Annotated in this window: 15 protein-coding genes; 6 read left to right on the top strand and 9 right to left on the bottom strand. The window is 65.1% G+C overall.

What is annotated here, in order from left to right; all coding sequences use genetic code 11:
* The first annotated feature begins 197 nt into the window (after window positions 1-197).
* Both ABID37_RS16165 and ABID37_RS16160 read left to right on the top strand, forming a co-directional pair.
* Window positions 198-1463 (top strand): mechanosensitive ion channel family protein, encoded by a 1266-nt coding sequence (locus ABID37_RS16165; RefSeq protein WP_354196775.1) that lies wholly within the window; start codon window positions 198-200, stop codon window positions 1461-1463.
* A gap of 188 nt (window positions 1464-1651) precedes the next feature.
* Window positions 1652-2476 (top strand): tetratricopeptide repeat protein, encoded by an 825-nt coding sequence (locus ABID37_RS16160; protein ID WP_354196576.1) that lies wholly within the window; start codon window positions 1652-1654, stop codon window positions 2474-2476.
* A gap of 41 nt (window positions 2477-2517) precedes the next feature.
* On the opposite strand, the gene ABID37_RS16155 is transcribed toward ABID37_RS16160, so the two are convergent.
* Entirely contained in the window at window positions 2518-3303 is a 786-nt protein-coding gene (locus ABID37_RS16155) for a helix-turn-helix domain-containing protein (RefSeq protein WP_354196574.1), read from the bottom strand.
* A 105-nt stretch (window positions 3304-3408) separates the two neighbouring features.
* Here ABID37_RS16155 and ABID37_RS16150 point away from each other — a divergent pair, with 105 nt between their 5' ends.
* Together ABID37_RS16150 and ABID37_RS16145 are read left to right on the top strand one after the other, a co-directional pair.
* Window positions 3409-4974, top strand: a complete 1566-nt coding sequence (locus ABID37_RS16150) for an ABC transporter substrate-binding protein (RefSeq protein WP_354196572.1) — start codon at window positions 3409-3411, stop codon at window positions 4972-4974.
* Between the two features lie 77 nt (window positions 4975-5051).
* On the top strand, window positions 5052-7049 hold the full coding sequence (locus ABID37_RS16145) for a CocE/NonD family hydrolase (protein ID WP_354196570.1): 1998 nt from the start codon (window positions 5052-5054) through the stop codon (window positions 7047-7049).
* A 39-nt stretch (window positions 7050-7088) separates the two neighbouring features.
* On the opposite strand, the gene ABID37_RS16140 is transcribed toward ABID37_RS16145, so the two are convergent.
* The 8 genes from ABID37_RS16140 to ABID37_RS16105 all read right to left on the bottom strand — a co-directional run bounded on the left by ABID37_RS16140 (window position 7089) and on the right by ABID37_RS16105 (window position 15797).
* On the bottom strand, window positions 7089-8120 hold the full coding sequence (locus ABID37_RS16140; protein ID WP_354196568.1) for a type II secretion system F family protein: 1032 nt from the start codon (window positions 8118-8120) through the stop codon (window positions 7089-7091).
* A 141-nt stretch (window positions 8121-8261) separates the two neighbouring features.
* Window positions 8262-9275, bottom strand: coding sequence for a type II secretion system F family protein (locus ABID37_RS16135; protein ID WP_354196566.1), 1014 nt, complete (start codon window positions 9273-9275; stop codon window positions 8262-8264).
* Between the two features lie 26 nt (window positions 9276-9301).
* Window positions 9302-10798, bottom strand: coding sequence for a TadA family conjugal transfer-associated ATPase (locus ABID37_RS16130; RefSeq protein ID WP_354196564.1), 1497 nt, complete (start codon window positions 10796-10798; stop codon window positions 9302-9304).
* Window positions 10799-10830: 32 nt separating this feature from the next.
* On the bottom strand, window positions 10831-12108 hold the full coding sequence (locus ABID37_RS16125) for a CpaE/TadZ family protein (protein ID WP_354196562.1): 1278 nt from the start codon (window positions 12106-12108) through the stop codon (window positions 10831-10833).
* 30 nt (window positions 12109-12138) lie between these two features.
* A complete protein-coding gene (locus ABID37_RS16120; protein ID WP_354196560.1) occupies window positions 12139-12810 on the bottom strand; it encodes a CpaD family pilus assembly protein in 672 nt (223 codons plus the stop codon).
* A gap of 14 nt (window positions 12811-12824) precedes the next feature.
* Window positions 12825-14285 (bottom strand): type II and III secretion system protein family protein, encoded by a 1461-nt coding sequence (locus ABID37_RS16115; protein WP_354196558.1) that lies wholly within the window; start codon window positions 14283-14285, stop codon window positions 12825-12827.
* The gene (cpaB, locus tag ABID37_RS16110; protein ID WP_354196556.1) at window positions 14282-15094 is read right to left on the bottom strand and encodes a Flp pilus assembly protein CpaB; all 813 of its coding nucleotides are present in this window, start codon (window positions 15092-15094) and stop codon (window positions 14282-14284) included. Before cpaB ends, ABID37_RS16115 begins: the two co-directional genes overlap by 4 nt.
* Before the next feature lie 184 nt (window positions 15095-15278).
* Window positions 15279-15797: an A24 family peptidase gene (locus ABID37_RS16105; RefSeq protein ID WP_354196554.1), complete on the bottom strand. Its 519-nt coding sequence runs from the start codon at window positions 15795-15797 to the stop codon at window positions 15279-15281.
* A 157-nt stretch (window positions 15798-15954) separates the two neighbouring features.
* On the opposite strand from ABID37_RS16105, the gene ABID37_RS16100 reads away from it, so the two are divergent.
* The gene (locus ABID37_RS16100) at window positions 15955-16404 is read left to right on the top strand and encodes a pilus assembly protein N-terminal domain-containing protein (RefSeq protein WP_354196552.1); all 450 of its coding nucleotides are present in this window, start codon (window positions 15955-15957) and stop codon (window positions 16402-16404) included.
* 142 nt (window positions 16405-16546) lie between these two features.
* Window positions 16547-17149 (top strand): TadE/TadG family type IV pilus assembly protein, encoded by a 603-nt coding sequence (locus ABID37_RS16095; RefSeq protein WP_354196550.1) that lies wholly within the window; start codon window positions 16547-16549, stop codon window positions 17147-17149.
* Window positions 17150-17167 lie beyond the last annotated feature (18 nt).

Here is a 17167-nt window from a genome sequence, read left to right as displayed (position 1 = left end):
TTGCGGGCGGACAGGGGCGGCCGATGCCCCTGTCCGTTTGGTTTTGATCCCTCGCCGGTAACAATTCGGTCATCCGGGGTAAACATTGCCGTAGGGGGTTTAAATAACGACAGCCGCAACGCTATGTTGCGGCCACATCAAACCCCACCCGGCTCAATCCCCGTAAAGATGAGGCAAGCGAGACAGTGACGGTCTCAATCCAGGAATTTTTCCAGTCCTACCCATGGCTCCAGACATTGGTTGCGCTGGGCGCGCTCATACTGGCGGCGCTGTTCGCCAACTTCGTCGTGAAGTCGGTTCTTCTGCGGATTCTCAACCACATCGTCGACAGGACGCCCTTCGGGCGGGACGAGGAGCTGCGCCGCCACGGCGTCATCGAGCGGCTGGCCAATGTGATGCCGGCCATGGTGATCGCCGGCGGGATCGGGCTGGTCCCGGGCCTGCCCGAGGTGCTGGCCACGGTGGTCATGAACGTCGCCAACGCCTTCATGATCCTGATGGTGGCGATGGCGATCAGCGCCGTCTTCAACATCGTTGACACGCTCTACCACCGCCGGCCGGACGCCCGGATGAAGCCGATCAAGGGCTATATCCAGGTCGTCAAGATCGCGGTCTACGTCGTCGCCGCGCTGCTGATGATCGCCACGCTCATCGACCGCTCGCCGCTGATCCTGCTTTCCGGCCTCGGCGCCATGGCCGCCGTCCTCATCCTGGTCTTCCAGGACACGCTGCTGTCCCTGGTCGCCGGCATCCAGATCTCGTCGACCGGCATGGTGCGGGTCGGCGACTGGATCGAGATGCCGAGCCTCAACGCCGACGGCGACGTCATCGAGATCGCCCTGCATACGGTGCAGGTGCGCAATTTCGACAAGACCATCACCACGATCCCGATCCGCAAACTGGTCACCGAATCGTTCAAGAACTGGCGCGGCATGCAGGAATCGGGCGGGCGACGCATCAAGCGGGCGCTCTGTCTCGACCAGACCAGCATCCGTTTCCTGACGCCCGAGGAACTGGCCAGGCTCGAATCCTTCGGACATCTGGAAACCTATCTGAAGCACAAGCAGGCCGAGATCAGCGAATGGAACGGCAAGCTCGGCGAGCGCGCCAAGGTGGCGGCCAACACCCGCCGGGTGACCAATATCGGCACCTTCCGCGCCTATGTCGAAACCTACCTGCGCAACCACCCCGGCGTGCACAAGGCCATGACCATCATGGTGCGGCAGTTGCCGCCCGGCCCCGAGGGCCTGCCGATCGAGATCTACTGCTTCACCGGCACGACGGTGTGGGCCTCCTATGAAGGCATACAGGCCGACATCTTCGACCATCTGTTCGCCATCCTGCCCGAATTCGGGCTGGCGGTTTTCCAGAACCCGAGCGGCGCCGACCTCGGCGGCTGGACGCCGACCCGCCCTTACATGGCGAACCCGCAGGCAGCTACGGAGCATGAACGGGCGGCATAGGCTTGATCTTTCCGGATTGGCGCCGGCGGACCTCGCCGGCGCTTTCCTGCCCTCGAAAACAACGCCTGATTTCGCAGCGCTTCCGGCGCGTGCGGCGCCCGAATTAACCAAGCATTAGGGTTAACGGACTATTGCTGCGCATAAGGATCGGCCGCCTGAAACGGCCGCGCCAGCAGATGGGGGCTCTCATGCAGCAATGGCGCATTCACGCCGCAACCGGACGTCGCCTTGCCACGGCGGCACTTGCCATTGCACTGATGGCCGGCGTCTCGGGCTGCGGCACCGACAAGATGAAGACCGGCTCGATCGGCCGCACCGGCAGCGACGGGGCCATCGCAACCCTGTCGAGCGGCCAGTTGCGCAGCGCCTCGGCGCGGCTCGGCAAGGCCTATGCCGCCAATCCGGACGACAAGGCCACCGCGATCAAGTTCGCCACAGTGCTGCAGATGGACGGCAATGCCGAGCAGTCGCTGGCCGTCATGCGCAAGCTCGCCATCTCCCATCCGAAGGACCGGCAGGTGCTGGCCGCCTATGGCAAGGCGCTTGCCGCCAACGGCCAGCTCGAACCTGCCCTCGACGCCGTGCGCCGCGCCCAGACGCCCGAATATCCCGACTGGCGGCTGATGTCGGCCGAGGGCGCCATCCTCGACCAGATCGGCCAGAAGGACGAGGCCCGCCAGCTCTATCGCCGGGCCCTCGACCTGAAGCCGGACGAGCCCTCGGTGCTGTCCAACATGGGCATGTCCTATGTGCTCGAAGGCGATCTGAAGACGGCGGAGACCTTCCTCGCCTCGGCCGCGCGGCAGCCGGGCGCCGACAGCCGCGTGCGCCAGAACCTCGCGCTGGTCGTCGGCCTGCAGGGCCGTTTCGACGAGGCCGAGCGCATCGCCTCGCAGGAGCTTTCGCCGGACCAGGCGCGCGCCAACGTCGCCTATCTGCGCTCCATGCTGGCCCAGCAGAACGCGTGGAGCCAGCTCAAGGCGCAGGACGGCAAGAAATCCGCCGCCAACTGAGCGCGGACCTCAAGACGCCCGGATCGGGCGCCTTTTGCCTGTCAAACCCGCAGGGAGACAGGTTCGGCCTGCGTCAGGAACGACACCACCACCGACGGCAGGCTGGCCGAATTGAGGGCGTAGGTGCCGCAATTGGCGATGAGCGCGCGCCTGTCCGTGTGCGGGCCGCGAAAGCGCCAAACGGTGCGCGTGGCATAGGGCAGATTGTCGTTGCGCCATGAGACGCCCATCGTCAGGCCGCGCAGGTATTGGCGCTGGTGGATTTCGAACGGCATCAGGATCGTCTGGCCGAACGTGGGCGCCTGTCCGCGTGTCGTCTCGGTCAGGAAGATGCGCTGGCGCTGGAAGGCCGCCAGCCCGACATAGCGCGAGCGCTGGCGGATGCCGCTCTGCGCATCCTCGATCCGCTCCAGCGAGGTGACGAGGATCTGACCGTCCCGTTCGCGCAGATGCGCGCAGGAACAGACGATGAGGTCGGGCCAGGACAGCGACACATGCCAGGTCTGGTAAAAGCCCAGATAGGGGCGAAGGGCCTGCAAATTGCCCGGGAAGGCATCGGCCAGCGGCCCTTCCGCCAGAACCGGCCGGCGCTTCTCCTCCAGCTTGCGCCGGAACGCACCGGGGGGCAGGTCGAAATCGGCAGGATCGAGGCCAAAGACGGTCGCGATCCGGAGCCGATTGTGGGCGGACGGCAGCGTGCCGCCATTGATATAGCGGTTGAACTGCTGCCGGTTTAGGCCCACCGCACGGCACAATTCGGAGATCGAATGCCGCGTGCTGCAGGCCAGCCTCAGGTTCTCACCAAAATGTTCATGGAATTTGCGCATCCAAGCAGCGTAAACTTGCTTAAAAACGCGTCAAGCAGCGAAATTGCGTCCGCAGGGCCGGGGTCCATTATTCCTCACAACAACAATGGCACCGAGGGGCTTCCGATGTCCGAGTTTCGCAGCAGCTTCAATGTTTCCCGCCGCGGCTTCCTGCAAGGCAGCGCGCTCCTCGGCCTTTCGGCCACCGCCGGCACGCTGATCGCCGCGCCGGCCCGCGCGCAGGAGCCGGTGCGCGGCGGCACGCTGCGGATGGGACTGGCGGGCGGCGCTTCCGCCGACACGCTGGACCCGGCGCTGGCATCAGCCAGCGTGCTGTTCGTCATGGCCCATTGCTGGGGCGACACGCTGATCGAGTCCCATCCCGAGACGGGCGCGGCGCTGCCGTCGCTGGCCGAATCCTGGTCGCCGTCCCCCGACGCCAAGGAATGGACCTTCAAGATCAGGCAGGGCGTTTCCTTCCATGACGGCAAGCCGATGACGGTCGCCGATGCCGTGGCCACGCTGCGCCGCCATGCCGACGAGAGTTCCCAATCCGGCGCGCTGGGGCTTCTGTCCGGAATCAAGCAGATCGAGGATCGCGGCGGCGATCTGGTCATTGTGCTGGAGGAAGGCAATGCCGACCTGCCGCTGGTGCTGACCGACTACCACCTCCAGATCCAGCCCGAGGGCGGCGCCGGCAACCCCAATGCGGCGATCGGCACCGGCCCCTACAAGCTGGTCGCCTTCGAGCCGGGCATCCGCGCCACGTTCGAGCGCAACACCAATGACTGGCGCGACGACCGCGGTTTCGTCGACGGCGTCGAGATCATCGTGATGAACGATTCGACCGCCCGCATCAGCGCGCTGAGCGCCGGACAGGTCGATTTCATCAACGTCGTCGAGCCGAAGGTGGTGCCGCTGCTGTCGCGGGCGCCGACCGTCGAGATCCTGCAAAGCTCCGGCAAGGGCTTCTACTCGTTCCTGATGCATTGCGACACGGCGCCCTTCGACAACAACGACCTGCGCATGGCACTGAAATATGCGGTCGACCGCGAGGCGATCCTCAAGCAGGTGGTCGGCGGCTTCGGCACCATCGGCAACGACTATCCGGTCAACGCCAACTATGCGCTGGCGCCGACCGATATCGAACAGCGCGTCTACGACCCCGAAAAGGCGGCGTTCCACTTCAAGAAGTCCGGCCATGACGGGCCGATCCTGCTGCGCACCTCCGAGGCCGCCTTCCCCGGCGCGGTCGATGCGGCGCAGCTTTTCCAGCAAAGCGCCGCCAAGGCCGGCATCACGCTCGACGTGCGGCGCGAGCCGAGCGACGGCTACTGGTCGGAAGTGTGGAACGTGCAGCCCTTCTGCGCCTCCTACTGGGGCGGGCGTCCAACGCAGGATTCGCGCTATTCCACCTCCTACGTCTCCAATGCCGAGTGGAACGACACCCGCTTCAAGCGCCCCGACTTCGACGAGATGGCGGTGCGCGCCCGCGCCGAACTGGACGAAACCAAGCGGCGCGCGCTCTATCGCGACATGGCGCTGATGATCCACAACGAGGGCGGGCTGATCCTGCCGGTGTTCAACGACTATGTGAACGCCTCCACCAAGAAGCTGAAAGGCTTCGTCCACGACATCGGCAACGACGTTTCCAACGGCCGCATCGCCAGCCGGGTCTGGCTCGAAGCCTGACCTGAGCCGCCCTGCCCTTTCCAGCCTCGCACGGCGGGCAATTCCTGTCGTGCCCTTGAATTTTTGCGACGAGACCCATGACCAGCAAGACCTTCCACGTCATCGAGAACGAATGGATCCCCCTGAAGGACGGCACGCGCCTGGCGGCGCGCATCTGGATGCCGGACGATGCGGGCCCCGGCGCGACGGTGCCGGCCGTGCTGGAGTTCCTGCCCTATCGCAAGCGCAACGGCACCGCGCCGCGCGATGAATCGACCTATCCGGTGTTCGCCGCGGCGGGCATCGCGGGGGTCCGCGTCGATATCCGCGGCAGCGGCGAATCCGAAGGCGTGATCGACGGCGAATACACGCCGCGCGAGCTTTCCGACGCAGTCGAGGTGATCGAATGGATCACCGCGCAGCCATGGTCCAACGGCAGCGTCGGCATGATGGGCATTTCCTGGGGCGGCTTCAATTGCCTGCAGGTGGCGGCGCTGAAGCCGCCGGCGCTCAAGGCGGTGATTTCCATCGCCTCGACCGTCGACCGCTACAATGACGACATCCACTACAAGAACGGCACGCACCTGTCGGCGCAGTTTTCCTGGGCGGCGACGATGAGCGCCTACCAGTCGCGCTCTCCCGACCCGGAGATCGCCGGCGAACGTTGGCGCGACATGTGGCTGGAGCGGCTGGAGCAGGAGCCGTTCTTCATGGAGGAATGGCTGGCCCATCAGCGCCGCGACGCCTTCTGGGAGCACGGCTCGATCTGCGAGGATTTCGACGGGTTTCCTGTTCCCGCGCTGGTGATCGCCGGCTGGGCGGACGGCTACCGCAATACGCCGCTCAAGGCTGTGGCCGGCATGCCGGACAAGGCCAAGGCGCTGGTCGGCCCGTGGGTGCACAAATATCCGCATTTCGCCTATCCCAAGCCGCGCGCCGACTTCCACGCCGAGGCGATCGCCTGGTGGCGGCGCTGGCTGTGCGGCGAAGAAAACGGCGCCGAGCAGGTGCCGCAGGTGCGCGCCTATATTCTCGACGGCCCCCGCCCCGCGCGCTGGCGCGAGGCCGATCCGGGCTACTGGATCGCCAAGGATGCGTGGCAGGAGCCGGAAGCCATCACGCTGGCCCTCGGCGCATCGGGCCGCCTGGAAGGCAGCCCCCGCGCCACCGCTTCCGGCACGGCCGCGCTGCGTTCCCCGCTGGACACCGGCATCGCCGCGGGCGAGTTCTTCACTCTCAAGCCGGATTCGGAAATGGCCGGCGACCAGCGCCTCGACGACGCCGGCTCGCTCACCTTCGACAGCGAGGCGCTCGGCGAGGAATGCGTCATCCTCGGCCAGCCCGTCCTGAAGCTGCGCCTGACCAGCGACGCGCCGCTCGCCAATCTGGCCGCACGGCTGGTGGACGTGCACCCGGACGGCACGGCCACCCGCGTCTGCTATGGCGTGCTCAACCTCGCCCACCGCAACGGCAATGCCGAACCGCAGGTCCTGAAGCCGGGCGCGCCGGTCGATGTGGAACTGGTGCTCGACGCCTGCGGCTACCGCTTCGCGCCGGGCCACCGCATCCGCCTGTCGCTGTCCAGCGCCTATTGGCCGACCATGCTGCCGCCTCCCTATGACGCGACGCTCGACATCGACCTTTCCTCGGTCGAACTGGCCCTGCCTCTGCTCGGCGACCACCGCCGGATCGACGTGCCGGAGCCGGCCAATCCCGATCCCCTGCCGCGTTACGAGACGCTGGAGAAAGGTTCCTCGGCCCGGACGGTCGAGCGCGATCTGGAAAACGGGGTCACCCGCTATCGCGTGAGCGAAGACACCGGCCTGAACCGGCACCCCGGCAACGGGCTCGGCGCGCGCGACATCGTCGAGCAGGTCTGGTCGATCTCGCCGGGCGACCCGCTGTCGATGACCGCCGAGATCATGTCCATATGCATCACCGCGCGCGAAGGCTGGGAGGCCAGGACGCGCAGCACCATGAAGCTTTCCTGCACCGAAACGGAATGGATCGTTTCCGAGCGCATGGAAGCGTTCCATGACGGGCGCGGCGTGTTCGAACGCGAACGCAGCGCCCGCATCCCGCGCGATCACATGTAAGCGGAAAGGGGGCGCTCGCGGCCCCCTCCTTCCCACCTGTCATTCACTGCTGGCGCTGGTGGAACTGGTCGGCTTGTCGCCGAAGAAGCCGCCGTTCTGGCTGAGCTGGATGCCGGCCGGCCCGAGGATGATGGCGAACAGGACCGGCAGGAAGAACAGGATCATCGGCACGGTAAGCTTTGGCGGCAGGGCGGCCGCCTTCTTCTCGGCCTCCGTCATGCGCGCGTCGCGGCTTTCGCTGGCCAGCACGCGCAGCGCATGGGCCACCGGCGTGCCGTAGCGCTCGGCCTGGATCAGCGCCTGCGTGACCGACTTGACCGGCTCGAGCCCGGTGCGCTCGGCCAGGTTCTCGTAAGCCTGCCGCCGCTCCTGCAGATAGGACAGTTCGGCCGTGGTCAGCACGAACTCCTCGGCCAGCTCGACCGACTGCGTGCCGATCTCCTCGGCCACCTTGCGCATCGCGGCCTCGATCGACATGCCCGATTCGACGCAGATCAGCATCAGGTCCAGCGCATCCGGCCAGGCGCGCTTGATCGATTCCTTGCGCTTGGTGGCCCGGTTGGTGACGTAGATGACCGGTGCATAGAAGCCCGCATAGGCCGCGCCGATGCAGGCGAAGATGCGGATCATCAGCGGCTTGTCCTCCATCACGCCGAGGCCGAAGATGTAGAGCACCGCGAAGGCGAGGCCGACGAACGGCAGGACGAGGCGGAAGAACAGGAATTTGGTCAGCGGGTTCTGGCCGCGAAAGCCGGCCGTCTTGAGGTGGCGGACCGTGTTCTCGTCGGCCAGGAGGCGGCGCAGGTCGAGCTTCTCGACGATATTGCGCATGCCGATGGATTGCTGCTCGCGCAGGCCGCGGCTGCGCTGCTCCGCCTCGGCGGCAAGGCGGGCGCGCTGCCTGGCGCGCAGTTCGTCGCGCTCCAGCGCCACCGCCTTCATGCGGCTCTTGAGCTGGTTGCCGCCGAAGGCCGGCAGCAGCGTCATCATGGTGGCGAATACGGCGATGCCAACCAGAATGGCCGTCAGGAATGCCGGATCGGTCAGGGTCTTGATGGCTTGGTCGGACACGGCATGCTCCAATCAACGGCTCCGGCGGGCGATCCCGGCGCGGAAGAGTTCGATGACGTTTTCCCGAACGTCATCTGGCTCCATCTATCTTGTCAGAGCATGGTCTTTCCGAAACCGGTTCCCCCATTTCGGCATCATGCTCTAGACTTCGAAATTCATCATCTTGCGCATCACCAGGATACCGATCGACATCCACACCCCGGATATGCCGAGGATGAGGTGGCCGGTCGAGGTGGTGAACAGCGGAATGATGTAGGTCGGGCTGGTGAGATACACCAGGAAGGCGATGATGAACGGCAGCGAACCGATGATGACGGCGGAGGCCCGCGCTTCCATCGACAGCGCCGAGACCTTGGCCTTCATCTTCTTGCGGTCGCGCAGCACGCGCGACAGGTTGCCCAGCGCTTCCGACAGGTTGCCGCCGGCCTGGGACTGGATCTGGATGACGATGCCGAAGAAGGCCGCTTCCGAGCACGGCATGGTTTCGGGCATGCGCATGGTCGCCTCGGGGATCGACAGGCCCATCTGCTGCGAATCGACGATGCGGCGGAACTCGCCGCGCACCGGCTCCGGCGCCTCGTTGGCGATCAGGCGCACGCCGTCATTCAGCGGCAGGCCCGACTTCACCGCGCGCACGATGATGTCGAGCGCATTGGGGAACTCGTTCAGGAAGGCCTTGATGCGGCGCGCGCGCCGGAAGGAGACGAACCAGCGCGGCAGGCCCAGAGCCCCGGCGATCAGGACGCCCGGCAGGATGATGGTCGGCAGGCCGATGACGAAGGCGACCAGCGTCAGCCCCAGGCCGCTGACGGCCGAATAAAGGTAGAAGCGCTCCATGGTCACGTCCATGCCGGCCTGGCGGATCTGCACCTTCAGCGGCGGCTTCTTGACGTTGCGCTCCTGGAGCTTCTGCTTCTCGTCCAGTTCCTTCAGCGATTCCTGCACCGACTTGCGCCGCTTGGCCGCCTCGGCCATGCGGTCGCGCGACGCCTTGACCACACCGCGGTCGGTCTCGGCCGCCTTGATGGTCTGCAGGCGCTTGCCGACGTTCTTTTCCTCGCTGATGCGGTTGAACAGGAACGCATAGGCGACAGCGCCGGCGCTGACGCCGGCCAGCGCGATGAACATCAGAACGGTGCTGTCAATTCCAAACATCGCGGTCGCACTCCACGCTCACCGGCTCAATCGGCGCGCTTCTCCATGGCTTCCAGAGCATTGGCCAGCCGCTGCTCCTCGCCATAATAGCGGGCGCGGTCCCAGAAATGCGGGCGGCCGATGCCGGTGGAGACATGCTCGCCGAGCAACCTGCCGCTGCTGTCCTCGCCCTTGATGTTGTAGACGACGAGGTCCTGGGTGATGATGACATCGCCTTCCATGCCGATCACCTCGGTGATGTGGGTGATGCGGCGCGAGCCGTCGCGCAGGCGCGCGGCCTGGATGATGACGTCCACCGAACCGACGATGATCTCGCGCACGGTGCGCTGCGGCAGCGAATAGCCGCCCATGGCGATCATCGATTCCATACGGTTGAGGCATTCGCGCGGGCTGTTGGAGTGGATGGTGCCCATGGAGCCGTCATGGCCGGTGTTCATGGCCTGCAGGAGGTCGAAGACCTCGGGGCCGCGCACCTCGCCCACGATGATACGCTCGGGTCGCATGCGCAGGCAGTTCTTGACGAGATCGCGCATGGTCACCTCGCCCTCGCCTTCCAGGTTCGGCGGGCGGGTTTCTAGGCGCACCACATGCGGCTGCTGGAGCTGCAATTCGGCCGAGTCCTCGCAGGTGATGACGCGTTCCTCACGGTCGACATAGTTGGTCAGGCAGTTGAGCAGCGTGGTCTTGCCCGAACCGGTGCCGCCCGAAATCACCACGTTGCAGCGCACGCGGCCGATGATCTTGAGGATTTCGGCGCCCTCCGGCGAGATGGCGCCGAAGCGCACGAGCTGGTCGAGGGTGAGCTTGTCCTTCTTGAACTTGCGGATGGTCAGCGCCGTGCCGTCGATGGCGAGCGGCGGCGCGATGACGTTGACGCGGGAGCCGTCGGGAAGGCGGGCGTCGCAGATCGGCGAGGATTCGTCGACGCGCCGGCCTACCTGGCTGACGATGCGCTGGCAGATGTTGAGCAGTTGCTGGTTGTCGCGGAAGCGGATGCCGGTCTGCTCGACCTTGCCGTTGACCTCGATATAGACGTTGCGGGAGCCGTTCACCATGATGTCGGCGATGTCGTCGCGGGCCAGAAGCGGCTCCAGCGGGCCGTAGCCGAGCACGTCGTTGCAGATGTCCTCGAGCAATTCCTCCTGCTCGGCGATCGACATGGCGAAATTCTTGATCGCGATGATGTCGTTGACGATATCGCGGATTTCCTCGCGCGCCGCATCGGGCTCCAGCTTGGCAAGCTGCGACAGGTCGATCGTGTCGATCAGGGCGGCGAAGACCTGGCTCTTGGTGTCGTAGTAGCTTTCGCTGCGCTGGCGCTGCGTGCGCGGGGGCTGGGACGCCAGCGGCGGCGCCTCGACCGGGCGGCGGGCCGGCGGCGGGGCCGCGGGCGATGCCGCTGGGCGGGCCATGACCGCCGGCGCATCCGCGCCGCCCGAGGCCGTTGCGGGTGCGGCCGGTGCAGGCGCCGGGCGCGAGAATGCCGGCTTGCCCCTGTCGTCGTTGCCTCTTCTTCCGAACATGATCGTTCACCTATCACGCGCCGCAGGGGCGCTTACTTTGCGCGGCGCAGCTTTCCGAGGATCGTTCCGAGGCCCGGCTTCCTGCGGGTCTTGATCTCGGCGCGCCCGGTCAGCACATGGGCGATCTCGTTGATGGTGGCCACGATCGGGCTCTTGGCGTCCATCTCGCCCAGCATGCGCCCGTTGTTGGCGGCGTTGCCGAAAAGCTGCGGCTCGAACGGAATGACCGCCATCGGCTCGATATCGAGCGGTTCGGCGAAATCCTGTGCGGAGATCTCGGGCCGCTTCGGCACGCCGGTCTGGTTGAGCACCAGCTTCGGCGGCGGATCGTTCGGCCGCAGGCGCTTGAGCATATCCATCAGGTTCTTGGTGTTGCGCAGATTGGCGAGTTCGGGCGTCGCGGTGATGACCACCTCGTCGGCATGGATGAGCGTGTGCTTGCTCCACCCGCTCCAGATATGCGGAACGTCGAGAATGAGGATCGGCGCGGTGCGTTGCGCCGTGTCGATGATCTGCGCGAAGGCATCGGCCTCGAAATCATAGACGCGCTCCAGCGTCGAGGGCGCGGCGAGCAGCGACAGATTGTCGGCGCACTGCGCCAGCAGGCGGTCGAGATAGACCTCGTCCACGCGCTCGGGCGAGAACACCGCCTCGGCGATGCCCTGCGCGGGGTCCTGGTCGAAATTGATGTTGGCCGTGCCGAAAGCCAGGTCGAGGTCGGCCACCACGACCTCCGACTTGAACAGCGAGGAGACCGCCCAGCCGACATTGTGCGCGATGGTGGAGGAACCGGTGCCTCCCTTGGCGCCGACGAAGGCGATGGAGCGGCCGATCGGCTCGGCCTCGGGATCGACGAAGATGGCGGCGATGACGCCGACGATATCGGCCATGGACACCGGCGCGACGACATATTCGGAGATGCCGTTGCGGATCAGCTCGCGATAGAGACCGACATCGTTGTAGTGGCCGATGACCACCACCTTGGTGCTGGGGTCGCAATGCTCGGCCAGTCGCGCAAGCTGGTCGAGCAATTCCCTCGGCTCGCTGCGCGATTCCAGCAGGATCAGGTTCGGCGTCGGCGCGGTCTGGTAGAACTCGATGGCCGTCGGGATGCCGCCCATATGCACCTTGAGGTGCGCCTTCGCCATGCGGCGGTCCTCGCCGGCACGCTCGATGGGGGCCGTCACCCCCTCGCTTTCGCAGAAGGCCTGGATGGAAATGCGCGGGATCGGCCGCACGGCCTGCATGGCCGCCGAATCGTGGAGATCGGCGCCGGCATCCATGGCATGTTCATAGGCTAGATTGGTCATGCTGCTTGCCCCCCGGACAGGCCATCTTCGTCAATAGTTCACTTCACCGGCGGTCGTGCCGTTTCCGGCTTCCCGATAGATATCAATGACCTCATTGCGATTTTCCGCATCGATCGTGGTCTGCTTGCGCGGCCCCATCAGATCGGCCGGATTGGCGATCTGGGCAGCGAGGTTGTTCTGGTAGGAGCAGCCGAAATTGGCGTAGTGCTTGTTGTCGGCCGTATCCAGAACGTCCTTGGGCCAGCGGCCGCATTTGCCCGTCTGCGCCTGTATCGAGCTGTAGACGAGCCTTACCGGCGCGGTCAGCTCATCCGGCGAAGCCTGATAGCGGGCCATCGCGATGCGGTTGGGCCTGACGCCATTGGCGGCGGCCAGCCGGGCGAATTCGCGCGCGACCTTGCCGGCCGCATATTCGTTGGCCGATCCGGACGGCGCCACGATGGTCAGTACAGGTGCGGCGCCGGTGTCATAGCCGTCGAGGAAGCCGGCCAGCGCCTGGCGCTGCGCCTTCGAAACGCCTTGCGCCGACGCCGCCACCGGCAGGTCAAGCGTCCTGTCCTTTTCCGAAATCACGATCGGATGATTGGTGCGGTAGTCGTCGGGGATGGACCCCACGACGATGCTGTCGCGCTTGGCGCATCCTGCCAGCAGCGCGGCGACGGCCACAGCCAAGACCGCACCATTTGCCCTTGCCCTGAACATGCTCGTTTCCCCGCTCACTTGTAGATGAAGCCGACCACGCCGTGATAGCGACCAGCGGGCTTGTCGGTTTTCATGGTGCCGTAGACGCGATTGACCCGGCCGAGGAACATGGCGGCGCCATCGCTGGCGGCATTGAAATTGTCGTCCGGCTTGGCCAGCTCGTTCCGCGCCACCGGCTTCGACAGATAAGGCGTGACAAGGATCACCAGTTCGGTCTCGCTGCGCACAAAATCACGACTGCGAAAGAGGGTGCCGAGCACAGGAACCTGCGAAAGGCCCGGAATGCGGTTGTAGATCTGGCGTGAATTGTCGTTGACCAAACCGGCAATCATCATCGAACCGCCCGACGGCAACTCGACGGTAGTATCGGCCAGCCGCTTGCGCAGCGACAGGATATTCTGGCCTTCCATGTCGACCGAACCTTCCGGGGTTGGTTCGGAAACCGACGTGCGAACCTTCAGGCTGATGCGGCCGGGCGACAGGACCACCGGCTGGAATTCGAGCCCTATGCCATATTCGATCTTTTCCAGAGTGCGGACGGTCCGCCCTTCTTCATTAACCACATTGGCAACGATGTTGTATTCGCCACCGGCCCGGAACGTTGCCTTCTCACCCGAGATCGCGCTCAGCGTCGGTTCGGCCAACGTACGCATGACGCCGGCCTGCTCCATGGCGTTGACATAGCCGCGCACCAGATCGGCACCCCCGAGACCCGTGCCGGCCTGGATGAGGTTCGTTGGATTGAGCATATCGAAGCGTATGCCGCTCGTCTGCGCCACCATGTTGACGCCGAGTTGCTTCATGACCGACCGGCTGACCTCAGCCACCGTTACCTTCAAGGTGACCTGATCCTCACCCATGATCTGCAGCATGTTGATGATGGCGCTGCGCTGGCGCTGGCTGTCAGGATTGTCGATATCGACGCCCGAATTGGATGAACCGCCGGCGGCGGTCTGGGAATACTGGCCGGTCGTGGCCTCACCACCGGTAACAAAGGCGTTGGCGAGCTGTACGGCACGCTTGGCGTCCAGCGGGGTCTCCACGGTGCCGGTCAGCACCACATTGTCGTTGACCAGTTCGACCTTGATGTCGGAATTCGGGATGAAGCGCTTCAGATAGCCCTCGATGCCGGCCACATCGCGCTCGACGGAAAGGTCGAAGCTGGCGATCTGCTCGCCGTTGGGGCCGAACACGAAGATGTTGGTTTCGCCGACCGACTTGCCGAACAGGTAGATGCGCCGCGAGGTGCGCGTCACCGCATCGGCCACGCCGGGATTCGCCACCAGAATGTCATAGGCGTCGCGCGGCAGGTCGACGACCACCGATTTGTTGAGCCCGAGCTTGATGCGCTGGTTGGCCGCCGTGGCGCGCACGCCGCTGGCGGCATCGGCCGGCACCGTTGCGGGCGGACCGGCCACAGCGAACAGCACCATGGCCGCGGCGACGGCGGCAGGGAATTTTGCGTAAGACCTCATTTCCTTGCCCCCACTTCGGAAATCTCGCCGGACTTGATGAGCCGTACCGTGCCCCGACGGCCGGCACCGCTGACCAGATAGTCGGCCTCGTCCAGACCGGTTTCCTGCGTGTCCTTGATCGAGCGCAGGGCCAGCGTCAGCCGGTCGGCCATCTGCTGGGCAACCGTGATGATCTCGGCCTGCTGCGGCGTCAGCTCCAGCGTCGCCGTCTGGCCGACCCGTGTCTTCTTGCCTTCCTCATCCTCCTGGATGGTCTGGTCGATGGCGAGCACGCGGATGTTCTGCAAGATGGTTTCGGTGGTGAAACCCGTACCGCCGGCCGTATCGGAGCGGCGCGTCATGATGACGTCGACATAGTCGTTGGGCAGGATGAAGCCGCCCGCCGAAGTGTCGGCGGCTATCGATGTCGCCACGGCGCGATGGCCGGACGGCAGGATCGAGGACATGAAGCTCTGGCCTTCGTCGATCAGCTTGACGCGCCGCACCGGCTCGCCGCTGTACATGGCCATGCGCGTGACCGAGCCCTTGAGCTTCTCGACCGCGTCGGGCTCGTTCTCGCGTGTGATGAAATGCTGGTTGACCGCGTCGGCCGGCCAGGAAGCCCATGTGACGTTGGAGCCGAGCGGGGCGCCGATCGGCACATCGCCCGACATCACCGCCACGTCCACCATCCTGATGGCCGGTTCCTGCGGCCCCGGCGCCACCACGACCTCGGGCGGCGGCGGCACCGCCATGTTCTTGGCGACGTAGCCCGCACCGCCGGCAGCAGCGACCGCAACGCCCAGAATTATCAGTCTGGAAGCAGGCATATGTCCAACCCCTAGCCCCTGGCAAACCACAACCCGGGTCGGACATTGCAGCGGCAATCCTCAAATTATGGTTAATGCCGCCCTTACGATTTTGCTTAACGCAAGGTTTATCGCTTCCCGTCCGGCAAAAAAGAAACGCCGCACAGGCGGTGCGGCGTCTCGGGAATCGGAAGAACGGGACGGATCAGACCGTCAGGCGCGCCAGCGCCCAGGCGACGAGCGCCGTCTTGGGATAGATCATCAAGCCGGCAAAGCCCAGCGCGACGCCATAGGGGATGCCCACCCGGGTGTCGGCGAAGTGGCGCAGAAACATATTGTGGCGCGTGAAATCCGCCAGCACTGACTTGCGGTAGGCCATGGTCGCCAGGGTCAGCAGGCCGCCGACGAACGACGCATAGATCAGATATTCCACCAGAAGCATGTCGAAGCCCATCCAGACGGCAGTGGCGGCCATGAGCTTGGCGTCGCCCCCGCCCATGCCGCCGATGGCGAACAGGACGAAAGTCGCGCACAAGACCAGCGCCCCGGCGGCCAGATGCAGGCCGAACACGCTCCAGTCCATGCCGGTCAGCGGCGCGATCACCATGAAGGCCGCCACCAGCACCAGCGAGACGCGGTTGGCGATGGTCATCGACAAGATGTCGGATACCGCCGCAAAGACCATGCAGAACGGAAAAACCACGAAGATGAGAGCTTCAAGCATAGGCAGAACACCGGAAGTGAGCGATACCGGCACTCTACAGGCGTGGCGTTAAGGATCGGTGATCTTGCCGATCCGAGGCTCGACGGCCGGCTTAACCGTTGGTTCACCACTGCCGTTCATATTCCGTTGAACACTCTGGCGGAGCGGGAGAACTGGCATGTCCATGTCGAGATCGGTTTTGCTTGCGGGCGCGATGCTTGCCGCCGGCGGCTGCGCGGCCTTCGCCGCCGAACCCGCCCCGGCGGAACCGGTGGCGGAAGCCACCGCGCCGGCAGCCATGCAGGCCGGCATCGAGGTGGTGATGAACGAGGCGCGCATCGTCAAGCTGCCGCGGGCCGCCGACACCATCGTGGTGGGCAACTCGGCGATCGCCGACGCGTCGGTGCAGGATGCCACCACCGTCATCCTCACCGGCAAGGGCTTCGGCGTCACCAATCTGGTGATCCTCGACAGGGAGGGCGCGCCGATCATGGACGAGCAGGTCACAGTGGTGCGCCAGACCGCCTCGACCGTGCGGATCTACCGTCGTGCCGACGTGCTCACCCTGTTCTGCACGCCCTATTGCGAAAACGCGCCCCAGAACGGCGCGCCCATCGGCGGCAATTAAGGGCCGAGGCTTTTCCGAACCCCAGATGATGGTTGAGGCGCGGTTAATGCGGATCGCTGCAATTTAGCGGCCGTCCAAACCGGACCTCAACGGCTTGCGGCTATAGTCCCGATCACTGGCAACGGGGTCGGGCAAGACAGACATGGGCAGCGGTTCCAACAATTCCGGCGCAGGCGGCAAGCCGCGCACCGGCCTGCTTTCGCGGTTCCGGCGCGACGCCAGCGGCAGCGTCGCCATCGAATTCAGCATGCTGATCCTGCCGTTCGCGCTGCTGACCTTCGCCATCCTGGAAAGCTGCATATCGTTCGCCGGCAAGCAGGTTCTGGCCAATGCCGCCGACGACGTGGCGCGCCAGTTCCGGACCGGGCAGTTGAGGGCCCCGGCCACGCCGCCGGAAAGGGAAGCGCTGAAGGAAGAGATCAAAGGACAGATATGCCGGCGGCTCGAGATCATCGTGACCAAGGAATGTCCGGGACTGCTGATCGACCTGCGCAGCTTCGACAAATTCTCCGATGCCGCCCAATACGGCTTTGTTATCGACGAGGACAAGATTGTCCTGACACCCGGCAATATCCAGGAAAAGGACTTTGCCATCGATCCGGGAACGACCATGTCGAAGAACATGCTTCGGGTGTTCTACAAATGGCCGGTGATCACCGATTTCATGAGCAAATACATGGCCAATATCAAAGGTGGCAAGACACTGCACTTCGCCACCATGACCTGGCAGAACGAGCCATTTTGATCGGCCATGGCGAGGAAC

The sequence above is a fragment of the Aquamicrobium terrae genome, from assembly GCF_040545735.1.
GTDB lineage: Bacteria > Pseudomonadota > Alphaproteobacteria > Rhizobiales > Rhizobiaceae > Mesorhizobium > Mesorhizobium terrae_A.
Note: the sequence above shows the minus strand (reverse complement) of the source record. Positions and strands in the feature narration are given on the sequence as shown.